The sequence below is a fragment of the Paenochrobactrum pullorum genome (assembly GCF_041929845.1).
Classification (GTDB): domain Bacteria; phylum Pseudomonadota; class Alphaproteobacteria; order Rhizobiales; family Rhizobiaceae; genus Paenochrobactrum; species Paenochrobactrum pullorum.
On record NZ_JBHEEH010000004.1, the window covers coordinates 105827 to 129070 of the forward strand.

General features: G+C 49.1%; 22 protein-coding genes. 14 read left to right on the forward strand and 8 right to left on the reverse strand.

Annotation, left to right across the window (positions count from 1 at the left end; genetic code table 11):
- Window position 1 precedes the first annotated feature (1 nt).
- Together JNC77_RS09140 and JNC77_RS09145 are read left to right on the forward strand one after the other, a co-directional pair.
- The gene (locus JNC77_RS09140) at window positions 2–853 is read left to right on the forward strand and encodes an ABC transporter ATP-binding protein (protein ID WP_374831688.1); all 852 of its coding nucleotides are present in this window, start codon (window positions 2–4) and stop codon (window positions 851–853) included.
- Window positions 850–1701: a dipeptide ABC transporter ATP-binding protein gene (locus JNC77_RS09145; protein WP_374831690.1), complete on the forward strand. Its 852-nt coding sequence runs from the start codon at window positions 850–852 to the stop codon at window positions 1699–1701. Before JNC77_RS09140 ends, JNC77_RS09145 begins: the two co-directional genes overlap by 4 nt.
- A gap of 77 nt (window positions 1702–1778) precedes the next feature.
- Here JNC77_RS09145 and choV read toward each other — a convergent pair whose 3' ends face one another.
- The 3 genes from choV to JNC77_RS09160 all read right to left on the reverse strand — a co-directional run bounded on the left by choV (window position 1779) and on the right by JNC77_RS09160 (window position 4663).
- Entirely contained in the window at window positions 1779–2819 is a 1041-nt protein-coding gene (gene choV / locus JNC77_RS09150; protein WP_374831692.1) for a choline ABC transporter ATP-binding protein, read from the reverse strand.
- A gap of 5 nt (window positions 2820–2824) precedes the next feature.
- On the reverse strand, window positions 2825–3658 hold the full coding sequence (gene choW / locus JNC77_RS09155) for a choline ABC transporter permease subunit (RefSeq protein ID WP_374831693.1): 834 nt from the start codon (window positions 3656–3658) through the stop codon (window positions 2825–2827).
- Between the two features lie 105 nt (window positions 3659–3763).
- Window positions 3764–4663, reverse strand: a complete 900-nt coding sequence (locus JNC77_RS09160) for a choline ABC transporter substrate-binding protein (protein WP_374831859.1) — start codon at window positions 4661–4663, stop codon at window positions 3764–3766.
- A gap of 460 nt (window positions 4664–5123) precedes the next feature.
- Here JNC77_RS09160 and JNC77_RS09165 point away from each other — a divergent pair, with 460 nt between their 5' ends.
- The 7 genes from JNC77_RS09165 to JNC77_RS09195 all read left to right on the forward strand — a co-directional run bounded on the left by JNC77_RS09165 (window position 5124) and on the right by JNC77_RS09195 (window position 14319).
- On the forward strand, window positions 5124–6416 hold the full coding sequence (locus JNC77_RS09165) for a DUF2333 family protein (RefSeq protein WP_374831695.1): 1293 nt from the start codon (window positions 5124–5126) through the stop codon (window positions 6414–6416).
- Between the two features lie 20 nt (window positions 6417–6436).
- Window positions 6437–7399 (forward strand): small ribosomal subunit Rsm22 family protein, encoded by a 963-nt coding sequence (locus JNC77_RS09170; RefSeq protein ID WP_374831697.1) that lies wholly within the window; start codon window positions 6437–6439, stop codon window positions 7397–7399.
- 309 nt (window positions 7400–7708) lie between these two features.
- A complete protein-coding gene (locus tag JNC77_RS09175; RefSeq protein WP_374831699.1) occupies window positions 7709–7939 on the forward strand; it encodes a hypothetical protein in 231 nt (76 codons plus the stop codon).
- Between the two features lie 204 nt (window positions 7940–8143).
- Entirely contained in the window at window positions 8144–10321 is a 2178-nt protein-coding gene (locus JNC77_RS09180) for an anthranilate synthase component I (RefSeq protein WP_374831861.1), read from the forward strand.
- 219 nt (window positions 10322–10540) lie between these two features.
- The gene (locus JNC77_RS09185; RefSeq protein WP_374831701.1) at window positions 10541–11449 is read left to right on the forward strand and encodes a cation diffusion facilitator family transporter; all 909 of its coding nucleotides are present in this window, start codon (window positions 10541–10543) and stop codon (window positions 11447–11449) included.
- Window positions 11450–11815: 366 nt separating this feature from the next.
- The gene (gene leuA, locus JNC77_RS09190) at window positions 11816–13528 is read left to right on the forward strand and encodes a 2-isopropylmalate synthase (RefSeq protein WP_374831703.1); all 1713 of its coding nucleotides are present in this window, start codon (window positions 11816–11818) and stop codon (window positions 13526–13528) included.
- 170 nt (window positions 13529–13698) lie between these two features.
- Window positions 13699–14319, forward strand: coding sequence for a hypothetical protein (locus JNC77_RS09195; protein WP_374831705.1), 621 nt, complete (start codon window positions 13699–13701; stop codon window positions 14317–14319).
- On the opposite strand, the gene JNC77_RS09200 is transcribed toward JNC77_RS09195, so the two are convergent.
- Together JNC77_RS09200 and JNC77_RS09205 are read right to left on the reverse strand one after the other, a co-directional pair.
- Window positions 14305–15219: a metallophosphoesterase family protein gene (locus JNC77_RS09200; RefSeq protein ID WP_374831707.1), complete on the reverse strand. Its 915-nt coding sequence runs from the start codon at window positions 15217–15219 to the stop codon at window positions 14305–14307. The genes JNC77_RS09195 and JNC77_RS09200 overlap by 15 nt on opposite strands.
- A gap of 177 nt (window positions 15220–15396) precedes the next feature.
- Window positions 15397–15717 (reverse strand): DUF2293 domain-containing protein, encoded by a 321-nt coding sequence (locus tag JNC77_RS09205; RefSeq protein WP_374831709.1) that lies wholly within the window; start codon window positions 15715–15717, stop codon window positions 15397–15399.
- Window positions 15718–15908: 191 nt separating this feature from the next.
- Here JNC77_RS09205 and JNC77_RS09210 point away from each other — a divergent pair, with 191 nt between their 5' ends.
- On the forward strand, window positions 15909–16877 hold the full coding sequence (locus JNC77_RS09210; protein WP_374831711.1) for an ArsR/SmtB family transcription factor: 969 nt from the start codon (window positions 15909–15911) through the stop codon (window positions 16875–16877).
- Between the two features lie 112 nt (window positions 16878–16989).
- A complete protein-coding gene (gene metF / locus JNC77_RS09215) occupies window positions 16990–17892 on the forward strand; it encodes a methylenetetrahydrofolate reductase [NAD(P)H] (protein WP_374831713.1) in 903 nt (300 codons plus the stop codon).
- Window positions 17893–18340: 448 nt separating this feature from the next.
- Here metF and JNC77_RS09220 read toward each other — a convergent pair whose 3' ends face one another.
- The 3 genes from JNC77_RS09220 to JNC77_RS09230 form a co-directional block, all read right to left on the reverse strand.
- A complete protein-coding gene (locus JNC77_RS09220; protein ID WP_374831715.1) occupies window positions 18341–19276 on the reverse strand; it encodes an AEC family transporter in 936 nt (311 codons plus the stop codon).
- 21 nt (window positions 19277–19297) lie between these two features.
- Window positions 19298–20542 (reverse strand): lytic murein transglycosylase, encoded by a 1245-nt coding sequence (locus JNC77_RS09225; RefSeq protein WP_374831717.1) that lies wholly within the window; start codon window positions 20540–20542, stop codon window positions 19298–19300.
- Window positions 20543–20664: 122 nt separating this feature from the next.
- Window positions 20665–21498: a GH25 family lysozyme gene (locus JNC77_RS09230; RefSeq protein ID WP_374831719.1), complete on the reverse strand. Its 834-nt coding sequence runs from the start codon at window positions 21496–21498 to the stop codon at window positions 20665–20667.
- Between the two features lie 221 nt (window positions 21499–21719).
- On the opposite strand from JNC77_RS09230, the gene JNC77_RS09235 reads away from it, so the two are divergent.
- From JNC77_RS09235 to JNC77_RS09245, 3 genes are all read left to right on the forward strand, one after another.
- The gene (locus JNC77_RS09235) at window positions 21720–21953 is read left to right on the forward strand and encodes a hypothetical protein (protein WP_374831721.1); all 234 of its coding nucleotides are present in this window, start codon (window positions 21720–21722) and stop codon (window positions 21951–21953) included.
- A 169-nt stretch (window positions 21954–22122) separates the two neighbouring features.
- On the forward strand, window positions 22123–22488 hold the full coding sequence (locus JNC77_RS09240; protein ID WP_374831723.1) for an antifreeze protein: 366 nt from the start codon (window positions 22123–22125) through the stop codon (window positions 22486–22488).
- A gap of 41 nt (window positions 22489–22529) precedes the next feature.
- Entirely contained in the window at window positions 22530–23234 is a 705-nt protein-coding gene (locus tag JNC77_RS09245; RefSeq protein WP_374831725.1) for a TerB family tellurite resistance protein, read from the forward strand.
- The last annotated feature ends 10 nt before the right edge of the window (window positions 23235–23244 follow it).

The window sequence follows — 23244 nt, forward strand, 5'->3', positions numbered from 1 at the left end:
GATGGCTCTGTTAGATATTAAAAACTTAATCGTTTCATTTGAAACATCTTCCGGCCCGTTTCGTGCTGTTGATGGTATCGATATTACGGTTGATAAAGGTGAAGTGCTGGCGATTGTCGGTGAGTCCGGCTCCGGTAAATCGGTTGGTATGCTGGCGGTGATGGGCTTGTTGCCAAAAACTGCCACAGTAACCGCCGATAAAATGGAGTTTGAAGGCCGCAATCTTTTGAAGCTGAGCGACAGCGAGCGCCGTGCCATTATCGGTCGTGAAATTTCGATGATCTTTCAAGAGCCGATTGCAAGTCTTAACCCTTGCTTCACCGTAGGTTTCCAGTTGCAGGAAGTGCTGCGTCAGCATATGGGCATGAATAAAGCCGCTGCCCGTGCACGTTCGATTGAACTGCTGGAACTCGTTGGTATTCGTGATGCGGGGGATCGTCTTGGCAGCTATCCGCACCAGATGTCGGGCGGACAATGCCAGCGTGTGATGATTGCGATTGCGATTGCTTGCAACCCGAAACTGCTGATTGCCGATGAACCAACCACCGCGCTGGATGTGACCATTCAGAAGCAGATCCTTGACCTGCTGATGCGGTTGCAGACCGAGCACGGCATGGGGCTGATTATGATCACCCATGATATGGGTGTCGTGGCGGAAACTGCTGATCGTGTGATCGTTCAATATAAAGGGCACAAGATGGAAGATGCGGATGTGCTCTCGCTGTTTACAGCGCCAAAGAGTGCCTATACCCGCGCACTTCTTTCTGCATTGCCGGAAAACGCAACAGGCGACCGTTTGCCGACTGTTTCGGATTTCGTCTTTGATGCACCGCGCGCAGGAGGTGCGGCATGAGTGAAGTTGTTTTAGAAGCACGCGACATTGTGCGTGACTATCATGTGTCGGGCGGCATGTTCGGAAAGGCTAAAACCGTTCATGCGGTCAAGGAGGTCAATTTCACCGTAGAAAAGGGTAAAACCCTTGCAATCGTTGGTGAGAGTGGTTGCGGGAAATCAACGCTTGCCCGTATCCTGACCCTTATTGATCCGCAAACCTCCGGCACATTGCTGATTGACGGCAAGGATGTGAATATTGCACGCGATGGCCTCACCGCCGAAATGCGCCAGAAGGTGCAGATCGTGTTTCAAAATCCATATGGATCGCTCAATCCGCGCCAGAAAATCGGTGATGTATTGGCTGAGCCTCTGCTGCTCAATACTAAAATGAGCGCAGCCGAACGTCGTGAAAAAGCGATGGAAATGTTGCTGAAAGTCGGTTTGGGGCGTGAGCACTTCAACCGCTATCCGCATATGTTTTCAGGTGGTCAGCGCCAGCGTATCGCGATTGCCCGTGCTTTGATGCTGAGCCCAAGCTTGCTTGTGCTGGATGAGCCGGTATCAGCACTTGATCTTTCCGTGCAGGCGCAGGTTCTCAACCTGCTTTCTGATTTGCAGGAAGAGTTCAACCTGACTTATGTTTTCATCAGTCATGATCTTTCAGTGGTGCGCTATATCGCTGATGATGTGATGGTGATGTATTTCGGTGAAGTGGTTGAATATGGCTCACGTGACGACGTGTTCAACAATCCGCAGCATGACTACACCAAGAAGCTGTTTTCCGCGACGCCGCGTGCGGATGTGGAAACTATCAAAGCGCGTGTGGCTGCTCGCGCCAGAGCCCGCGCTTTGGCTGCTTCTGCGTAATATTCATTGTGTTGGAATTAAAAAAACCGCCGTAGCAATCCGGCGGTTTTTTTATATGCTGAAATCAGAAATTGATTTTATGATTGCTGATGCCATGCAAGAGCGCGGACAATCTCGTCTGAAGAGATTTTGCCCAAAATCTTGCCATTATCGACAATGCCGACATCCCCGCCGTTTTGTGCAATCGCATTCATCAGATCACGAACCGGTGTTGCTGGTCTCGCTGTTGCGGCAAAAGGACGGGCAGGGCTGTTGCGATCAAGCGGCGACATGATGTCGGCAGCCCGCAACACGCCAAGCGGGTTCATGTGGGTGACAAAATCCGCTACATATTGGCTCGCCGGATTGAGCAGAATATCCTGTGGTGTGCCGCATTGGACGATACGCCCGCCATCCATAATGGCAATGCGATTGCCGAGTTTCATTGCTTCGTCCAGATCGTGGCTGACAAAGACAATGGTCTTTTTCAAACGCGATTGCAGCAGCAGCAATTCATCCTGAAGGCGTGTGCGGATCAGTGGATCAAGGGCAGAAAACGGCTCATCCATCAGCAAAATCGGGGCGCCCGTTGCAAAGGCGCGTGCCAATCCCACACGCTGCTGCATACCGCCCGACAATTCACCGACCTTGTGACTTGCCCAGTCTTGCAGGCCGACAAGCTCCAGTTGTTCGTGCGCTAGAGCCAGACGTTCTGCTTTCTTGATGCCGTTGATTTCGAGGCCGAAAGCTACATTTTCAACCACCGTGCGCCAAGGCAGCAGGCTAAACTGCTGGAAAACCATCGAGACGATTTCAGTGCGCAGATGCCGCAAGGTTTTGCGATCGGCATTGACCACATCAATAGGTCCGTTTTTGCCTTGCAGTGAAACATGGCCGCGTGCCACCGGTATCAACCGGTTGATCGCACGTAAAAGCGTGGACTTGCCCGAACCGGACAAGCCCATCAGCACCAGCATTTCACCTTCGGCAATTTGCAAATCACAATTGTGAACACCCAAAACCTGAGTGGTCGCGGTTTGAATTTCTGCTCTGGACAGACCTTCATCGGCAAGGCTCAGAACCTTTTGCGGCTGTTTGCCAAACACGATAGAAACATCGTTCAGGTCTATCATGCTCATTATTTTTATTCCTTCACCGAGCGGAAAATCCGGTCAAGCACGATGGCTACCACAACGATCACCAGTCCTGCTTCAAAACCGAGTGCGGTGTTGACGGAGTTGAGTGCGCGTACCACAGGTACACCCAAGCCGTCAGCGCCAACGAGTGCAGCAATCACAACCATCGACAAAGAAAGCATGATGGTTTGCGTCAACCCGACCAGAATTTGCGGCATGGCGTATGGCAGTTCAATTTTCCACAGCAATTGACGTCTTGTGGCACCAAAGGCTTCACCGGCTTCAATCAGATGCTCCGGTGTGGATGAAATGCCTAAATGGGTGAGGCGGATCGGGGCAGGCAGCACAAAAATGGCTGTTGCCAACAGACCCGGAACCATGCCGATACCGAAAAATACAATCGCCGGAATGAGATAGACGAAGGTCGGCAATGTCTGCATCAGATCAAGCACAGGGCGCATGAACGCATAGAGTGTCGGGCGATGCGCGGCAGCAATGCCCAGTGGCACCCCGATGGCCATGCATAAGAAACAGGCAGAGAGCACAAGGGTGAGCGTCTCCAAGGTCTGATCCCAATAGCCTTGATTGAGAATGAAAAGAAAGCCAAGCACGGTCAGCACTGCAACGCTGATGCGGCGTTGCAGCCCCCATGCGATGACTGCAAAAATGGCAATCAGAATGAACGGATGCGGTGCTTTGAGTGCAAAAAGCAAACCATCAATCAGTGTTTGCATCACTGCTGCAAGTGCATCAAACAAACCGCCCAGATTATTTGTGAGCCAGTCTACGATTGTTTTGGCGGTGCGACCCACCGGAATTTTATTGTCCGTCAGCCAGTCCAACGAAATGTCTCCTGCTGCGTTTTTATGAAAATAAAGCTTAAACGATAATTGAAAACGGCGGGGTTAAAGCAAAAATGCACCCCGCCTGCAATCCTATAATTGAACTCAGAGGCCGAAGGCAGCTTTTGCAGCTTCCAAACCATCTTTGCCGTCAACAGTGGTGACGCCATCAAGCCATTTGTCGAGGACAACCGGATTGGCTTTAATCCATGCTTTGGCAGCCTTGGCAGGTTCTTCGCCATCATCAAGGATTTTGCCCATGATCTGGTTTTCCATATCAAGCTGGAATTCCAGATTAGTGAGGAACTTGCCAACATTCGGGCACTCTTGTGCGTAACCTGCACGGATATTGGTTTCAACGGTTGCGCCGCCCAGATCGGGACCGAAGAAATCATCGCCGCCGGTGAGGTAAACCATATCGAAATTGCTATTCATCGGATGCGGTTCCCATCCAAGGAAAACAATCGGCTTTTTGGCTTTGATGTTTTTGGCAACCTGCGCCAGCATGCCTTGCTCGGATGATTCTGCCAGTGAGAAGGATTTTAGATCAAATGCGTCTTTTTCGATCATATCCAGAATGAGACGGTTGCCGTCATTACCGGGTTCAATCCCGTAAATCTTGCCGTCGAGCTGGTCTTTAAACTTGGCGATATCTGAAAAGTCTTTCAGTCCGGCATCATAGGCAAATTGCGGCACGGCCAAGGTATATTTGGCACCGGTCAAATTAACGCGCAGGGTTTCAACGGTTTTATCATCAAGATAAGGCTGCAAATCTGCGGTCATTGACGGATTCCAGTAGCCCAAAAACACATCAATGTCTTTTTTGCTCAAAGACGCATAGGTGACCGGCACGGATAAAACCTTAACGTCAGGCTTATAGCCCAGGCTTTTTAGAATTTCGGTTGTAACTGCTGTGGTGGAGGTAATATCTGTCCAACCCACATCAGAAAAACGTATGGTCGAGCAACTGGCCGGTTCTGCTGCAAGTGCTGCGCTGGCAGGCATCAGGCTGGTAAAGGCGATTGCGCACAGGCCGAGCGACACTGCATAGTCAGTTACGGATTTCATTGTTAATCTCTCCATTGTCCGGTTTTTTCAATTTAATTTTTCCGGTTCCGTTTGTTTAGCAAATAACAGATGAATTGCTTTAGTTCTACGAGGGATTTGACCCCTAAACGGAAATGTTCCTGTTTTACACGCAGAAATAACGCGCGCTCAAAACAGATGGATTGCCTTAGGTTGCAAGGGTGCAACTATATTATTGGCTTGCGAAAACAGGGGCGATGTTACGGATTAAGCGCGCAATCGCAAGTTTTTATTAAAAAAACATTTGTTTTGCCGGTTATTTTGATAGCGATGCTTGTTGAAAACGGATTTAGTTTCTATTTCAATTGCGTGTAGAGATATAGTGATAAACGCATAATCGTAACATTATTAGGTGTTTGGCAAGTCCGCCTTGCCGTGCATGTTAGAGGGAAGAAGCAGTATGTGGAATGGTATTGTCGGCGTCGTTTCTTTCATCTGGCGCTTGCTGGCAGCAATTGGACGGGTGATTGCCGTCCCGCTTGGTGCGCTGTGGCGCATTTATTTGCGTCTTGGCTTGTTGTGGAAGGCTGGCATCGGCGTTGTCGTGCTTGGCACAGTTTTTCTCTACGGCTATTTTATCTGGCAGACACAAGCCTGGACGAATTTTGATCCGGATTATCCGGCGAAATATACCTATCAGACTGCGAGTACCCCAGGTGAGAAGATCAATAATACGATTACTCCCTTGATCCAGCCTGCACCTGAAACACCGGTTACTGAATCAGTTAAACCGGAAGAAGGTGCAGATGCCAGAGCTGAAACATCTACAGAAACCGTGCCTACCGATACGGCTGATGAGCTAAAGCCTGAAACACCAAGCATGCCGATGCAGGCTGCCGCTTTGCCTGTTGGTGATAAAGCTTGCGCAATTTCCGCAATTGCTGAGGTGACTGCTGATCTGACCGACTTCAACGTCAATCAGAATGCATGGATTTCTTCGATGGTGCTTTATAAGGCCGGCTTCTTTGGTCTTGATTGGGACAGAACACCATTTCTCGATAATAAAGCATCATTCCAGCGTGGCATTAACGCAGCCGTACGTCGTACAACGGTTGAGCTTGTTGATAATTTAGGTCGCTTGCGTGGCACATCTCAGGTGGACGGAGATCTGCAAAAAGCGCGCGGCAATATGCAATTTGCGGAAGATTCATGGTATTTCGGCTTGAGCCCGTTTGGCCCGAAAACGCCAACGCCAAGCTATTACCGTTCTGCGATCAAAGATATCCGCAATTTTAACAAGCGATTGGAAAATTGTGAAGCCGTGTTTGATGCGCGTGCCGATAATCTGATCCAATATATTGACCGTATCGCCAATGATCTGGGTTCGACTTCGGCGATCTTGAAAGACCGCGCCGAAAATTATCATGCCGGTTGGTTTGATACCCGCGCCGATGACCGTTTCTGGTTCGCTTATGGTCAGCTTTATGCCTACTATGGTTTGTTGCGAGCAGCGCATTCCGATTTCCGCTCTGTTCTGTCGGAAAAGCATCTCGACAGCATCTGGGATTCGATGGAAAAACAGGTGCGTGATGCCTTGGATATGCAGCCGACTATTGTTTCCAATGGCCGTCAGGATGCTTGGTTTACCCCGTCGCATCTGACCACAATGGGCTTTTACATTTTGCGCGTTCGTTCCAATCTGGTGGATATCAGACAGGTTCTGGAGCGCTGATTTTAAGGTGATTTAGTTTTATGGAACTACCGGCACGATTACGTCAGGGGGTAGATAACCTCCTGACCGGTGTTGCGTTGGCCGATTTGCAACGTGCTTCCGACATTTTATCCAAGCGCTACCGCGCCGAGACGCGTGACGGAAGGCTGCATTTATCGGACGAGTTAGCAGCTTATGCCTATCTGGCAGCGCGTTTGCCTGCCACCTATGCGGCGGTTTTTTCCAGCTTTGATTATGCGGCAGAGTTGCGCCCAGATTTCAGCCCGAAGTCGCTTTTGGATGTGGGGGCGGGGCCTGGCACTGTTTTATGGGCTGCATCACAATGCTGGCCAGAATTGCGCCAAGCTACATTGATGGAAGCAAGCAGTGCCATTCGTGCGGTGGGCTCCAAACTCTCCGATGAAGCGGGTTTGGATAAAGTCGATTGGGTGGCGCGTGATATTGTCAAAGAGCGCGCCGCATTGCCAAAGGCAGATCTCGTCACATTGGCTTATGTACTGGATGAGTTGTCTGGCGTTGAGCGTGCCGATCTGATTAGCCGTCTATGGGCCGCATGTGAGAATATGCTGGTGCTCATTGAGCCGGGCACACCGGCTGGCTGGCAGCGGATTATGGATGCGCGTCAGCAATTGATCGGGGCAGGGGCTTTTATTGTGGCGCCATGTCCGCATCAATTGACTTGCGCGATTGATGGTTCTGATTGGTGTCACTTTTCCAGACGTGTGGCGCGTTCGAAATTGCATCGCCTGACCAAACAAGCTGATGTGCCGTGGGAAGATGAGAAATATATTTACCTGGCCGTTTCCCGCTTTGAGGGGAAGCGGGCAGAAAACCGTGTGTTGGCACCGGTTAAAACCAGTAGTGGTAAAGCCGAACTCAAGCTCTGCCGCAATGATGGTGCGATTGCTCAGCAAATCATCACCAAACGCGACGGTGATTTGTTTAAAAAAGCCCGTCGTGCGGATTGGGGTGATGCATTGTAAATACGGGTTGTATTTTTTCAGCTCAGATTGTACGAATTTTTTATAAGGGACTTCAAAGGTTTAAGGATCATGTTTGAAAAAAAATACAACCTGTTAGAAATATGGGTTGCAATGGAATACAACCTGTAGTAGTTACTTGACATACTTAATTTATATTACACGTAATCATTGCTTTTAAGGCGTTGCTTTTTTAATGCCAACAGCGCCTTAACATACAGGCAGCAGCATTCGGGAATTCGCGGCCTGATTTGCTCAACCTATGAGCTTTAATATGGTCCGGTCTGTTTATACAGGCCGGACTTTTTTTATATGACGTTAATTGGCTGCAGTGTAGGCTTATCAGGTGCTGTGCAGTTTTTGTTTGTTAAGCGTTGGCTTTATAGAGAAGCACAGGGAGAGGGAACACTGTCATTATTGACAGGCAAGTTAATTTTCTTTTTTTCCCGCATTTTTGCAGTTGCCTTCATGCGCCGGCAGCGCTATCAACTAGGTATGAACAAGTCGCACATCCTGATGAATGGTTGGTGGTGGGTCCGTTAACAGCGGCCATAGAAACACTTGTGCATAAGCGAAAGTGAAATTTGGGGTCGCAACGGGTAATCCGGGCGGCCTTTTTGTTTGCCCGATATCCTTATAACGACCGATAAAAAAGCATGATTTGAAGACGTGCGGACAGGATCGGATCGGTTTTCCAGCTTAAACAGAGGGGGAAAGCAGATCATGGCAAACAGAATGGTTGATAGAATGACTAAAATGTCGAAGATCGAAACACATACCCATGTCAGCCAAGGCGGCATTACCGTTGAGCGCATGCGTCAGTTGATCGATTATAAAGGTGCCATTGAGCAGCGTATTGATGTTTTAAATACACGCCGCGGTGCAGTTTTTTCGTCTAACTATGAATATCCGGGCCGTTATACCCGCTGGGATACCGCCATTATTGATCCACCTGTTGTCATCACTGCCAATGGTCGTGTTATGCGGATTGAAGCGCTGAACAAGCGTGGTGAGATCTTGCTGGCGCCGATTTTAAAAGCGTTGCAGTTGATTGATTGTGTCACCATCGATCAACAGAATGTCGCCCGCATTGATTTGACGGTTGCCGAGCCGCAAGGCGTATTTGCGGAAGAAGAACGCTCCCGCATGCCATCGGTTTTCACCGTATTGCGGGCGATTGTTGCCCTGTTTTTCTCAGAAGAAGACGCCAATTTAGGTCTCTACGGTGCCTTTGGTTATGATCTGGCTTTTCAATTCGACAAAATTGATTTCAAGATGAAGCGTCCGGACGATCAGCGTGATTTGGTGCTGTTTATTCCTGACGAGATTGTCATTGTCGACCATTACTCCACCAAAGCATGGGTGGATTCTTATGAATTCAGCATCGATGGCACAAGCACCCACGGTTTGGCGCGTGAAACGCCTTCGAAAGTGTTTGAACCTTCCACCAAAAATCCGGGACGTGGCGATCACACCCAAGGCGAATATGCAAAACTTGTTGAAAAAGCCAAAGACAGTTTCAAACGCGGTGATTTGTTTGAAGTCGTGCCTGGGCAGACCTTTTATGAGCGTTGTGAAAGCCAGCCATCAGAAATTTTCCGCCGCCTGAAAAGCATCAATCCGTCACCATACGGTTTCTTTATCAACCTGGGTGAAGGTGAATATCTGGTGGGTGCGTCACCAGAAATGTTCGTGCGTGTCAATGGTCGCCGTATTGAAACATGCCCGATTTCCGGCACCATTAAGCGCGGGGAAAATGCGATTTCGGATTCGGAGCAGATTTTGAAACTGCTCAATTCGAAAAAGGACGAATCTGAACTCACCATGTGCTCGGATGTTGATCGCAACGATAAAAGCCGTGTCTGTGATCCGGGTTCTGTACGGGTGATTGGCCGCCGTCAGATCGAAATGTATTCGCGCCTTATTCATACGGTCGATCATATTGAGGGGCGATTGCGTGCTGATATGGATGCCTTTGATGGCTTTTTGAGCCATGCATGGGCGGTGACAGTAACCGGTGCGCCAAAATTATGGGCAATGCGTTTTATCGAAAATCATGAGAAAAGCCCGCGTGCATGGTATGGCGGCGCGGTTGGTATGATGCATTTTAATGGTGATATGAATACCGGTCTTACCTTACGTACAGTGCGGATTAAAGACGGTGTGGCGCAGGTGCGTGCCGGTGCAACCTTGCTTTATGATTCAAACCCGCAGGAAGAAGAGGCCGAGACCGAATTGAAGGCTTCTGCTATGCTGACAGCCATTCGTGAGGCACATAAAGTGCAGGCAGAAACAGAAAAGCAGGAAGCGGATATGGTCGGGCAGGACACCAATATTCTTCTGGTGGATCATGAAGATTCATTCGTGCACACATTGGCGAATTACTTCCGCCAAACTGGTGCGAAAGTTTCAACCGTTCGCGCGCCGATCACTGATGCGATATTTGATGAAGTGAAGCCGCATTTGGTGGTGTTGTCACCAGGACCTGGTACGCCGAGTGATTTTAATTGCACGGCTACTATTGAAGCTGCGCGCACACGTAAATTGCCGATCTTTGGTGTGTGTCTGGGACTGCAAGCACTGACGGAAGCTTTTGGCGGTAAGCTCAACCAGCTGGATATTCCGGTGCATGGCAAACCATCGCCGATCCATATTTTGAAGGCGGGTACGGTTTTTGCGGGGCTACCGGAACGGTTCAATGTCGGGCGTTATCATTCGCTGCATGCCGATCCAAAGCATTTGCCGGATGTGTTTGATGTGACAGCGGTGACGGAAGACGGCATTATTATGGGCATTGAACATAAAAATGAGCCGATTGCTGCGGTGCAATTCCATCCGGAATCCATCATGACTCTTGAAGATGAAGCCGGAATCCGGATGATTGAAAATGTCGTGGCAGGGCTGGTGGCAAAAGCCCGAACATAAATATTAGTATAGTCTAATAAATTGATGATAAATCTGTTATCCCCCGCCGCTTTTAAGTGGCGGGGGTTTCGGTTTTAAGTTTGTTTCGTTATAGAGAATAAGCTTATCGAATTCGAAGCATGTAATTAATGACAATTTTAAAGCGTTTTCGGGCATTTCACGTGCCTGATTGATGGCGCGTTCCACATGATAATGATGTGAAACGTCAAAGGGTTGACCATGGATACGAAGAAAAAGATTCAACGATTGGCCGCATGGTCAATCCCCGTCGCCCTTGCTGTCCTTGCGCTTAAATATCTGGCCTATCATCTGACCGGTTCGGTGGCACTTTATTCGGATGCGCTCGAATCCATTGTTAATGTGATTGCAGCTTTGGCTGCTTGGTGGGCAATTCGGGTCAGTTATATGCCGGCTGATCGCAACCATCCATATGGCCATCATAAGGCTGAATATTTTTCGGCTGTGATTGAGGGCGTACTGATTATCGTTGCGGCACTGCTGATTTTCCGTGAAGCGTGGGAAGCATTGCGTGCGCCGCGTTTGATGGATGAGCCATGGCTGGGGCTTGGCATCAATATTGCCGCAGGTGTGCTCAATGCCATTTGGGCGACAATTTTGATACGTGTCGGCAAACGTGACAAGTCACCGGCGCTGACTGCCGACGGCAAGCATATCATGACTGATGTCGTAACTTCCGCTGGTGTGTTGATTGGTTTGGTAGCCTCTATTGTCACCGGTTGGGCGATCCTTGATCCGCTGCTGGCAATCATCGTTGCGATCAATATTTTGTGGCAGGGTTGGCAGGTTATCAATTCCTCGGTGCAGGGTTTGATGGATGTTGGTGCTGATATTGATGAAACAATGAATATTCGTGACATCATTTCCACCAATGCCGAAGGGGCGATTGAGGTACATGATCTTAAAACCCGCATAGCGGGTCGTGCGACATTCATCGAGTTTCATTTAGTCGTGGCGGCTCATATGACTGTTGGTGACGCACATATTATCTGTGATCGTATCGAAGATGCTTTGCGCGATCAGATTGATAATGCGGTTGTGGTTATCCATGTTGAGCCGGAAGATGAAGCCAAGCTGCCACCGGGCACTTGTGCGGTGCCTTTTGCATGAGCAAAGGTGCACAAAATTTTACTTTAAAATCAGTGATTGCAGGCTTGCAACTGTTGCGGTGAATCGCTAGAAATACATCTATGGCTTGTAAAACTTTAAACATGGCGAAATCTTTTTCCGGCGATCACGTGAGTGGCGCTGTACATGTTTGTGTTTTAAACTCGCTTCTTCTTAGCCTTAGCGGCGATCGCTGGGCTCGTTAAAGAGGAGCGTCCGGCGGTCGACAAGAGACCACGCTGGTCCATGCTCCTTATAGTCTGAATTTTGATAATCTTTTCATCGATTATCCGGAAATTTTAGTAGTTAACGAATAACGGTTTGAGCCGCGGGTGGCGGGCAGATCGTTCACGAAGAACGAGAATAGTTATGAACCATATTGCAGATAAAACAGTTGCTTCCGCCAAAAAAGGCATGCCGGTGGCGCAGACAAAATATGCGCCGTTTCAGCTGACACAGCTGCAAGACCGTCAATGGCCGTCCAAGCGTATCGAAAAAGCACCGATCTGGTGTTCGGTTGACTTGCGCGACGGTAATCAGGCGCTGATCGACCCCATGGGTCATGACCGCAAAGCACGGATGTTCCAGCTGCTGTTGGATATGGGCTTTCCGGAAATCGAAATCGGTTTCCCTTCCGCATCGCAAACAGATTTTGATTTCTGCCGCTGGTGCATTGAAGAGGGCAATGTGCCTGACGAGGTGGACTTGCAGGTGCTGGTGCAGTGCCGCCCTGAACTGATCATCCGTACCTTTGAAGCGCTGGAAGGGGCTAAAACACCGATTATTCACTTCTATAATTCTACATCTGAATTGCAGCGCCGCGTGGTGTTTGGCAAAGATGTCAGCGGTATCAAACAGATCGCAACTGATGCTGCCAAAATGATCACTGATATGGCGGCCAAGGCTGGTGGCGGTTATCGTTTCCAATATTCGCCGGAAAGTTTTACCGGAACAGAGTTGGAAGTGGCGCTGGAAATCTGTAATGCGGTGAGCGAAATTGTGAAGCCGACACCGGATAACAAGCTGATCATCAATCTGCCGTCCACGGTCGAAATGAATACGCCGAATGTCTATGCCGACCAGATCGAATGGATGTGCCGTCAGCTGGATAATCGCGAGAACCTGATTATCTCATTGCACCCGCATAATGACCGCGGCACTGGCATTGCGGCCACCGAGCTGGGTTTGATGGCTGGTGCTGACCGCGTGGAAGGTACATTGTTTGGCAATGGTGAGCGTACCGGTAACGTGGATGTGGTGACACTGGCCTTGAACATGTTCACGCAAGGTGTTGACCCGGAACTGGATTGCTCGGACATCAACCGTATGAAGGAAGTTTACGAATATTCCAATCAGCTGGTTATTCCTGAGCGTCATCCATATGTGGGTGAACTGGTTTATACCGCTTTCTCCGGTTCGCATCAGGATGCGATCAATAAGGGCATGAAAGCCAAGAAAACCGCCAATTCCCCATTGTGGGAAGTGCCTTATCTGCCAATTGACCCGCAGGATGTCGGTCGCTCATATGAAGCGATCATCCGTATCAACTCGCAGTCGGGTAAAGGTGGTTTGGCTTATATTCTGCAACAGGATTACGGTTTGAACCTGCCACGTAATTTGCAGGTGGAATTCCGTGAAATCATTCAGAAAATCACTGATGATGAAGGCAAGGAACTGCCGTCCAAGCGCATTTACGACGAGTTTATCGCCCGTTATGTGACGCAGGAAACAGCACGGCTCAAATTTGCGGATCACCACACTGTTGCTGATCCGGCCAATAAAGGCCGCCGTATTCTGACCGCCGAAATTCATGATAATGGTGTGATCAAAAATATTGAAGGTACCGGCACCGGGCCAATTGATGGTTTTGTGGATGCGTTATCGCGCCATATCGGCATCAAATTGTCGGTGGTGGATTATTCGGAGCATTCGCTGCAGCAGGGCTCGGACGCAACCGCGATTTGTTACATGGAAATTGCCCATCCGAATGGCAAAATCTTTGGTGTCGGCATTAATGACAATATCGTGTCTGCTTCGCTGGAAGCGATTGTTTCGGCAGCCAATCGCCTGTTGGCCGAATAAAATTTGCATTGATATTTGAAAAATAGGCGGCCTTCGGGTCGCCTTTTTTGTGTTTAAGTTACTGTGAATTGCCGTATTATTGCTTCTATTGGATGATTTGAATAAGCTTGGTCTTATTAATTCACTTTCCGTGCGGAACGTTTTCATCAAGTCTTACTAAGGGATCTATCATGCGTGAAAATGATCTTGAGAAAGAAATTGATGCGCAACATGCTGTCCAAAACTCCGACGGGGCGTTGCGGCTTGCCAATGCGATGCGACAAGCCAAAATGGCTGCTGCGGATCGCGGTGACAGCATCGTGGATGTCAGGCAAGCAGAACTGGCGCGGCTGGATTTGCTGGCAGCGGATTTGCAACCGGTTTTTGATGCCGTTCCGGCTAATGTCGATCTGTTTGATTTTACTGTTTCATCAGGGATGCAGCCCAGGCTTTGGCTTGATGCGACCGCTTTTGTGATGATGTGCAATGATCGGCGCACATATAAGTTTGTGCGTGATAGCCGTCAGGGACGGGTAGTGATGGCGCAATCAACGGATATGAGGCGGGTAAGTGAAGGTGTCACCGCTTATATTGCTGATCGTTTGGTGGAGCGGGAGCAGTTATTGGGCGATAGTAAACCTGTTTCGGCCGTGCAGTCTGATGCAAAGCCACCGTTGATCACGCAAACATCTAATGGCTTTTTGCCGGCCTTAGCATGGTTTATTACCGGCGCCTTGGTTGGGGCGGTGCTTTTGTTCCTGACTTTTCAAGAGAGGTTAATGCCCGCCCTGCATAGTTTAACGGGCGGGTAGGCTTAATTGATGCGTGCCTATTGCGGTGATTTTATTATCTTCCGTTAAAATTCCGCGCTGTCTCCATTCACAAGTCCAGCCATTTTGGCTTTTGCTGATATCAAACATATTATAGCGCGCCGGTGGTTTATGGCCGCCAAAAGATTGGCTGGCGGATGGCACACAAATAACCGGTACTGTCGCGCCATTGGTGCCTTCAACCTCATAATGGGTGGCCAGGTGGGTATGACCGTGCAGCACCAGCTCGGCGCCATAACTTTTAATGATTTTTTGAAAGCGGCCAATGCCGAACAAGCGCCTGTAATTTGGTGTAGCGCCGCGGATGGGTGGATGGTGGATCATCACCACACGGCACAGGCCTGCTTGTTTTGCGCGCTCCAGCATCAATGCCAAACGATGCGCTTGAGCAGGCAGAAAATCGCCGCTTGCCATAAAGGGCGCTGTCGCGCGCGCCGAAGAAACGCCAATGATGGCAAGGTTGCCACGCTGGCGCAGATATGGAAATTGTGGTGCTTTACCGCCATTATCAATGCCGTCACCGCGCATCCATGGTTCCCATGCCTGACAGGATTTACGCAACGCACCCGGCACATAAGCATCGTGATTGCCCGGAACCACAGAGACCTGATCGGGGTTGCCTAAATTTTCCAGCCACGCACGTGCAATGTCGATTTCGCTGTTCAGTGCCAGATTTACCAGATCGCCGGTGACTGCGATGTGGTCGGGATTATGGGCTTTCATATCATTGATCAGATCATCCAGAACCGAACATTCCAGTGCATTTTTGCGGTTTTTCATCCAATTGACATAGCCGGTGATGCGCTTTGAGGCGAGATCGCGATAGCGAACCGGCGGTAAAGGGCTGAGATGAATATCGGAAATATGCGTTAATCTGAACATTATCAACTTTGCTTGGGATGGAATGCATTGCTGCTAGAGGGTGTCGCACTTAATCATATCCACTGTGCTCGCTCTAGCGTTTTGTTTTTACGCATGTCTTTATCCCAAAACCGGTGCCCACTTCTGGGAGACATGCTCTAGTCTAGCGTGTTTTGTGGTGTAAAGAAAACTGCATTTTTAACTCAGCATTTCATCATCATCGGGTGAGAGCAGGCGGGTTGCGCGCCATTCGGTCAATTTGTCATTAATCGCATCAAGCACGAAAAACCGTGCAGATTCTTTATCATAACCTTCATCACGCAAAGCATCGTAATCGGTATATTGATGGCGGATATAGGCAACCGTTGCCAGCCATAAGGCAACTGGCGGTGTTAGTCCGCGCATATGCGGACTGAGAGCGGCCGCGCGAATAGGCTCCGCATCGCTGAAAGGAGCACCCGGTATCAAAAGGGTCAAAGATTTGGCGATGAGTTTTTGCCGGTTTGTCTTGGCCTGCATAGTGCTCTGCTTTTATTACTTAACTGGTTTTATTGATCATTAAGTTAAGGCAATTGCAAGCTCGTGACAGTGTCTCTTTATGTGAACGTTTTGAAGCTTGCCCACATTGGTTGTAAATCGCTGATTATCAACTTGCGCAATCTTTAATTTTTATATAAACATATCTTTATGTCTATAAGGGGTGTGGCGGTATGAGCTTGCAGCTTGATGTAATGATTGAAGTGTTGAAAGCGGCGGCTGAACCAAGCCGCTTGCGTATTTTGATGCTGTTGACCCGTGGTGATCTGACGGTTTCTGATCTGACCCTCATTCTTGGTCAGTCGCAACCGCGTGTGTCGCGGCACTTGAAACTGTTGAGTGAAGCACAGCTTATCAATCGTTATCAGGAAGGTGCATGGGCTTATTTCCGCCTCTCAGACAATAATGAATTTGGTGCTATCATCCGTGAAACATTGCAGCGACTTAATGAAAGAGATCCGCTGATCGAGCGTGATTTTGACCGGCTGGCCCAAGTAAAATCACAGCGTCAGGAACAGGCGACCGCTTATTTCAGCAGCAATGCGCAAAGCTGGGATAAAATCCGCAGCCTGCATATTGCCGAAGGGGCTGTTGAAACAGCAGTCAAAGATATTGTAGGTGATGTACCATTTCAGGCCATGCTTGATGTTGGCACGGGTACAGGGCGTTTGCTTGAACTCTTTGCGCCGCTTTATGTGCGTGGCGTTGGTGTGGATATAAACCGCGACATGCTGATGGTGGCACGAGCCAATCTCGATCAGGCCGACATTTCCCATGCGCAGGTGCGCCAAGGCGATGTTTATGCGTTGCCCGTTGAGCGTGAAAGCTTTGATTTGGTGACCATCCATCAGGTGCTGCATTTTTTGGATGATCCGCAGGCTGCCATTCGAGAAGCTGCGCGTTCGGTACGTGCTGGCGGGCGATTGTTAATTGTTGATTTTGCGCCGCATGTGCTGGAATTCTTGCGTGAAGAGCATGCGCATTTGCGTCTTGGTTTCAGTGACGAGCAGATGACCGGCTGGCTGCGTGAGGCAGGTTTGGAAATGGCCGATATTCAAGAGTTGAAACAGACAGATGCGAAGAAAGACGGCTTGACCGTCAAGCTTTGGCTGGCGCGCGATCCACGTCAATTGATCGCCTGACATTTTAAAAGAAAGCCGTCGATTTGTACTTGGCTGCGGCTTGCAAATTATTCAAGACTAAAGTGGTATTGTGCCAGATAATCGCCGCCACAAAACTGATGGAGACTGTTTCATGCGCTTTTACGGGCTTTCCCGACGTTCTGAGGGCGGTAAGAACCTTCGGGTATCCTTTGAGTTTTTCCCGCCGAAAAGCGAAGAAATGGAAAACCGACTTTGGGAAACAGTAACGCGATTGGCACCTTTGGAGCCATCATTTTTCTCCGTTACTTATGGGGCAGGTGGCTCGACACGTGAGCGCACCGCACGTACGGTGCAGCGTATCTTGACCGAAACCAATGTGACACCGGCGGCACACTTAACCTGTGTAGATGCAACAAAAGCTGAAGTGGATCAGGTTATCCGTGATTTTTCCGCAATGGGTGTGAAGCGCTTTGTGGCGCTGCGCGGTGATCCAGCCAATGGTGTGGGCAATGCTTATATGCCGACGCCGGGTGGCTATAATAATGGTTCGGAGCTGGTTGCCGGATTGAAAGCGATTGATGATTTCGACATCATGGTTTCGGCCTATCCGGAAAAGCATCCTGAGAGCCCTGATTTTGCAACAGATATCGATATGCTGAAGCGAAAGGTGGATAATGGTGCCACCCGCGCGATCACCCAGTTCTTTTTCGATAATGATGTTTATGAGCGCTATGTCGAGCGCGTACGCCGTGCAGGTGTTTATATCCCGATTGTGCCGGGGATTTTTCCTGTTCACAGCTTCAAGCAATTGGTTGGCTTTTGTGCGCGTTCAGGTCAGCATATTCCGGAATGGTTGGCTGAGCGTTTTGAAGGGCTTGATAATGATCCTCATACGCATCAATTGGTGTCTGCCGCAATTGCAGCAGAACAGGTGATGGATTTGATGGAGCGCGGCTTGCAGGACTTTCATTTTTACACAATGAACCGTGCCGATTTGCCTTATGCCATTTGTCATTTGTTGGGTGTGCGCTCGAAACAGCAAACGGTTGCATGAAACGAGTGCATTGAGGAAAAATAAAAAACCCGGGGTTTGCCCCGGGTTTTTTATTTTATTTCCTAAAGCACCCCAGCTTCAAGGAAAGATGCCTACAATCACAGCTGCAACAAAAGCGAATGCTGCGCAGAACATCAGGACGTTCATAGGTCTTGTCAGTCCCATAGGTCTGTCTCCTTCATGATTGTACTTGGTTTTAATCAAGCGCAAATGCGTTGGCAGATGCTATGAATCTAGTGGCTTTATGAGCAAAAACAAAGCAAATTCATGCATTTTTGTGGCTATTTAAGAGAAATAATTACCTGATTATTTGTAAGTATATGAATTTAAATGCTAATTTTATGAAGAATTATTCACGGAAAAGACACAAAAACGCCATCTGGATTAACGGAAATTCATAGTTGTGGCAGCGTTTTTGCGGTTTGATTTGATTCTGACGAAGCAGCTTTTACGCAATCAACGAAAGATAGGCAGAGACAGTCAGCACCGAAATCACGGTTGAAACCAAAATGGTGTTGGAGGTTATTGTCGCATCGGTACGGTAATATTCAGCCAGCATGAAAGAGCCGGTGCCTGTTGGTAATGCCGCAATCAGAACAGCCGTATGGGTAAGCAGCGGCGGTAGCTGAAAAATGTAAACCGCAGCGATATAGGCCAGCACCGGTTGAGCCACCAGTTTGAGGCTGACCAGATATGAAATGCTGCTGATATTGGTGCGGGTCAGCGGTTTGCTGGCTGCCAGAAAAAGACCAAGTGCCACCAAGGCACAAGGGGAGGCGGCTGCGCCAAGCAGCTTCAAAAATGAATGGGCAGATTCTGGCAGCGGCAGGCCGGAGAGGGAATAAAGTACGCCAAGTGCTGGCGAAAAAAGCAGCGGATTGCGTGCCAGTGAGCCGATCGTTTTGATGATAAGCTTTGCTTTACGGCTTGCTTTTTGGCGGCTGAGCTCAATTAAAGTGATGGCAACCGCAAAGATGATGCAAACCGTGATGATGGTTGCCATTGCAACCAGCGGCATGGCTGCGCTGCCAAAAGCCAGCATGGAAAGCGGAAACCCCATATAGGCGGTGTTGGGATAGCTGGCATTAAGGCCATCAATGGCTTTGGTGGTGAGATCTCTTCCCCTGTTGCTCGGAGAAAGAAAAGCAAGACCGAAGATGATGAAGCTCGCCAAACAAAAAGCGCCGATAAAGGCCGGTTGCCAGATTTCATGCAGATCGGTGGTGGCTGTGATGTCGAAAAGAAGTGCGGGCAATGCCAGATAAACGACGAAGCGGTTGAGTTCTGTGCTTGCTTGCCCGCCCAAAATGCGGGTTTTGGCGGCTGCCCATCCCGCAAAAATCAATGCGAAAATGGGCAGCACAACCAGTAATGTTGATAACATTGGTCTTGCCAGTTTTGTTTTTTACAATTTTTCCAATAGTTCAGGTGTCGGCCATGAATCGGCAGGCATATTTAAGCGCAATTGCTCGGTTCGTACCGCATCACGGGTGCGGAAACCAAAGACGCCGTCAATTTTGCCCATATCATAACCGCGTGCCTGCAGCTTGGTTTGCAACTCTTTCATTTGCTCGGTATCGAGCCCCTGATCAGGATTACGGTGATCAAAAGCCGGAGCACCGGCCAAACGTGTTGCAAAATAAGCAGCAGTGGTCGAGTAAACGATCGATTTGTTCCACTCCACAAAAATGTCAAAATTTGGATAGGACAGGAAGGCTGGCCCATTACGACCTAATGGCAGCATCAATGAGGCTTCGCCATCATTTGAGCCTAAAGGGCCGTCTCGGCCGGTGATGCCCCATTCAGCCCATTGCGAGTGCGGTTTGCGGTTTTCACGGATGGATTCTTGCCAAGGCAAATCCTGACTGGTGACGCGGACTTCTTCCAGCCACGGCTCGCCCTTGCGCCAGCCCAATTCGCTCAACATCCGTCCGGCAGTCATCATCGCATCGGCGACACTGTTTTTCAGATCAACCTTGCCATCGCCATCACCGTCAACCCCGCGCTCCAGATAGTCTTTCGGCAGCAATTGCATCTGGCCGATTTCGCCAGCCCATGCGCCGGTGGTGGAGGCATCGACAACGCCCTGATCAAAAAGTTTCAAAAGTGCAATCAATTGCGGACGGAATAATTCAGGGCGCCGGCAATCATAAGCGAGAGTCACGAGCGAATTAAGGGTGTCGAAATCACCCTGAATGGCACCGAAATCTGTTTCCAGCCCCCAGAAGGCTGCGAGAACCGGCCCCGGAACGCCGTAGGTGTCTTCCACTTTGCGGAAAACATCTGCATATTTGATCAGGTTTTCTCTGCCCTTTTTCAGGCGGTTTTCTGAAATCAGACGTTTTGAAAACTCGATGAAGGTCAAATTGAAAACGGACTGCGAACGATCACGCGCCAGCACTTTTTCATCCAGCGAGGCTTTGTGTAATTCGCTAATGCCTTTGTCGCTTACGCCTTCAGCGCGTGCTTCGGCTGCGACATCTTCAATCCACTGCTTGAAATCTATTTCGCAAGCAGGCTTTGGCGGTACAGCCTCGGTCGTGGAGGAAGGCGTGGTGGCGGCAGCCGGAGCCAGAGCCGGAACTTGAGCAAAAGACAGGCTGGTGGATGCCAAAAGCAAAGATGCACAAAGGCCGGATATAATTTTCATAGGAGGACGAGCTCATTTAAAAAAGCTGAGAGTAATCTGTCAGCAACAATGACCTAATCTATTGCCCTATCAAATCTATAAAATGAAGCAAAACTTGCTAAAAATGCGCGCCCTTTGCAGAGTCAGCGGACATTGTTGCTTTCCAGCCACTTTTTCCATGCATTGGCATCACCGGCAAAGACATTGATATCGGCGTCGCCAGAAATGCCCGGTATCGAACCAGTGCCGGTATATTGCCAGAATGTCCAAGGATGCGGCCCGTATTTTTCATCCGGATGACCTGCGGTGGAGCGTAGCCAGAATGGGTAATGGCTTAATTGGCGCAGATCATTATCGTCGAAGAAGTCAACGGTCGTATAAATGATCGGGCGTTTGCCATAATGTTTCTCAACCATATTGAGGAAAGTCTGCATTTCTTTGCGCACAATTGCTGCATTGGGGCGCAATTTGCAGGTTGGTGAACTGGCGTTCCACTCCATGTCCAAAACCGGTGGCAGAGCGGAGGGGTCGTTGGGGACGTTTTTAATAAACCAGCGTGCCTGATCGGCTGCCGTGCGGCAAAAATAATAGAAGTGATAAGCGCCGCGCTTTACATGGGCGGCGCGTGCAGCTCCCCAATGTTCGGTGAAACGCTCGTCAAAACGGTCACCGCCTTCGGTTGCTTTGATGAAAGCAAAAGAAATACCGCTCTTACGTACTGCATTCCAATCAACAGTCGTTTGATATTTAGAAACATCAGTACCGTGGATTGGATAGTGCCAAGGTGTTTTACCTGTCCATTCATGCGGCTTGCGGTCACCGAAGCGTGGCGCGCGTACATTACCAGACGGTGGTTTGATTTGGGTGGTTTGGGTCGACGGCTTGCGCACATCAGAAAAATCATAATCCACAGTCGTGCAGGCGCTTAAAAGCGCAGCACTTGCGAGAAATGTTAATGTGACTGCAAGTCGTTTCATTGTCTGGCCTGATGAAAGAGAATCACTTGAAGCGCTAGGATTACGCGATCAGAATCGTTGCGTCACCATTTGCACCCCAACTATTTGCGATTAAAAACGAGCGGGACAATAAATAGGGATACTCTCTGATTGTTACGATGCGTTTAATTAGTTGAAAGAACTTTTTTCTTTTTCGTGAGTTCACCTTTTGACGAAGCAAATTTCATCGGAAGGAGACAATTATGAAAAAGCTAATTATTGCATCCTCGGCTGTCGTTATGATGCTGGGTCTGGCTGCCTGTGATGACAGCAAGAAGGAAAATACCGGTAACAACAATCCGGCCGAAACTATGCCTGCTGATCCGGCTCCGACTGCACCTGCAGCACCCCCTGCTGCAACGCCGCCAGCCGAGCCAGCACCATCCGCACCAGCGCCGACAACACCTGATACAACTTCACCGGCGCCTGCGAATTAAAATTTTTGCACAGAACCTTGCTGAAGGGTGCAGAATGTGGTGGCCTGAAATGATTTCAGGCCACCACATGTTTGGAAAAGTTTGGTATAGCGCAGGAAACCAAGAATTTGGTCGCGAAATTTTTAATTAGATATTTCAACAATCACTTGTCTGGTCTATAGATCATTGCATGAAACCTTACGCTCTGCCTTTTTTGATCCTGTTTTCATTGTCGGCCTTAACGGCTTGCGGCAAAGATGATGCTGAGGCACCTCAGCAAGAACCTGCTACCGTGCAGCCTGCTGAAACCGTGCCTGCTGTCCAAGAGCCGGAAGCACCCGTTGATGCGCCTGATTTGCTTGAAACCTTGAAAGAAAATTCCGGTGTTTTGACGCCTGAACAAGAAGCTGAAATTGTTGCAAGCGCCCGCAAAAATGCAGAATCTGCAGCTAAATCTGTGGGGCAAAATGACGAGCAGATCAAAGCTGCCGGTGACAGAGCCGAAGCATCAGCAAAGCAGTTTCTGGCTGCGAAAAAAACACCTGTCCAGCAATAAGCAGTTTATCATTGCAAGCTTTTAAATATTAGAAAGCGCATATGTCTATCTGGGTTCGCCTTGGAGAATTTGTGAGTGAAACAGCCACAAATGCGCTGATGAGCGTAATTGAAGCTGTTCGCACATTGTTTGAAGGCGATGTCGACACTAGACGTCGCGTTGCTTTTTCGATCGCGATGATCGCGCTTTCGGCCAAAATGGCGAAAGCCGATGGTGTGGTGAACGAGAAAGAAATCATTGCTTTTCAGGAGATATTTGAAATTCCTGCCGAAGAAGCCAACCATGTGGCGCGGCTATATAATTTGGCCAAGCAGGATGTGGCCGGATATGAAGCTTATGCACGTCAATTGGCGCGTCTTTGCAGTGAAGATCAGCCCAATTGCCATTTGCTGGAAGATATTCTCGACGGACTTTTTCATATTGCCAAGGCAGATGGTTATGTCCATGAAAAAGAACTGGAATTTTTAACCAATGTTGCGCTGATTTTCGGCTTTAGTGAAACTGAGTTTGAACGTATTACAGTCCGTCATATCGTGCGCGGCGAATGTGATCCTTATGACGTGCTGGGGTTGGAACGCAATGCCAGCTTTGATCAAGCCAAAGCGCAATATCGTGCGCTGGTCAAACAACATCATCCCGACCGCTTGGTGGCGCAGGGCTTGCCGCGGGAATTTGTCTCTATTGCCAATCATCGTTTAGCGGATATCAATGCGGCCTGGGCTGAGATTGAAAGAATTCTGAAATAAAAGAGAGAAT

Bases quoted from the DNA above. Each gene is read 5' to 3' on its own strand.
- JNC77_RS09140 (WP_374831688.1), top strand. From the start codon at position 2: ATGGCTCTGTTAGATATTAAAAACTTAATCGTTTCATTTGAAACATCT.
- JNC77_RS09145 (WP_374831690.1), top strand. From the start codon at position 850: ATGAGTGAAGTTGTTTTAGAAGCACGCGACATTGTGCGTGACTATCAT.
- choV (WP_374831692.1), bottom strand. From the start codon at position 2,819: ATGAGCATGATAGACCTGAACGATGTTTCTATCGTGTTTGGCAAACAG.
- JNC77_RS09160 (WP_374831859.1), bottom strand. From the start codon at position 4,663: ATGCCTGCCAGCGCAGCACTTGCAGCAGAACCGGCCAGTTGCTCGACC.
- JNC77_RS09165 (WP_374831695.1), top strand. From the start codon at position 5,124: ATGTTAGAGGGAAGAAGCAGTATGTGGAATGGTATTGTCGGCGTCGTT.
- JNC77_RS09170 (WP_374831697.1), top strand. From the start codon at position 6,437: ATGGAACTACCGGCACGATTACGTCAGGGGGTAGATAACCTCCTGACC.
- JNC77_RS09175 (WP_374831699.1), top strand. From the start codon at position 7,709: ATGACGTTAATTGGCTGCAGTGTAGGCTTATCAGGTGCTGTGCAGTTT.
- JNC77_RS09180 (WP_374831861.1), top strand. From the start codon at position 8,144: ATGACTAAAATGTCGAAGATCGAAACACATACCCATGTCAGCCAAGGC.
- JNC77_RS09185 (WP_374831701.1), top strand. From the start codon at position 10,541: ATGGATACGAAGAAAAAGATTCAACGATTGGCCGCATGGTCAATCCCC.
- leuA (WP_374831703.1), top strand. From the start codon at position 11,816: ATGAACCATATTGCAGATAAAACAGTTGCTTCCGCCAAAAAAGGCATG.
- JNC77_RS09195 (WP_374831705.1), top strand. From the start codon at position 13,699: ATGCGTGAAAATGATCTTGAGAAAGAAATTGATGCGCAACATGCTGTC.
- JNC77_RS09200 (WP_374831707.1), bottom strand. From the start codon at position 15,219: ATGTTCAGATTAACGCATATTTCCGATATTCATCTCAGCCCTTTACCG.
- JNC77_RS09205 (WP_374831709.1), bottom strand. From the start codon at position 15,717: ATGCAGGCCAAGACAAACCGGCAAAAACTCATCGCCAAATCTTTGACC.
- JNC77_RS09210 (WP_374831711.1), top strand. From the start codon at position 15,909: ATGAGCTTGCAGCTTGATGTAATGATTGAAGTGTTGAAAGCGGCGGCT.
- metF (WP_374831713.1), top strand. From the start codon at position 16,990: ATGCGCTTTTACGGGCTTTCCCGACGTTCTGAGGGCGGTAAGAACCTT.
- JNC77_RS09220 (WP_374831715.1), bottom strand. From the start codon at position 19,276: ATGTTATCAACATTACTGGTTGTGCTGCCCATTTTCGCATTGATTTTT.
- JNC77_RS09225 (WP_374831717.1), bottom strand. From the start codon at position 20,542: ATGAAAATTATATCCGGCCTTTGTGCATCTTTGCTTTTGGCATCCACC.
- JNC77_RS09230 (WP_374831719.1), bottom strand. From the start codon at position 21,498: ATGAAACGACTTGCAGTCACATTAACATTTCTCGCAAGTGCTGCGCTT.
- JNC77_RS09235 (WP_374831721.1), top strand. From the start codon at position 21,720: ATGAAAAAGCTAATTATTGCATCCTCGGCTGTCGTTATGATGCTGGGT.
- JNC77_RS09240 (WP_374831723.1), top strand. From the start codon at position 22,123: ATGAAACCTTACGCTCTGCCTTTTTTGATCCTGTTTTCATTGTCGGCC.
- JNC77_RS09245 (WP_374831725.1), top strand. From the start codon at position 22,530: ATGTCTATCTGGGTTCGCCTTGGAGAATTTGTGAGTGAAACAGCCACA.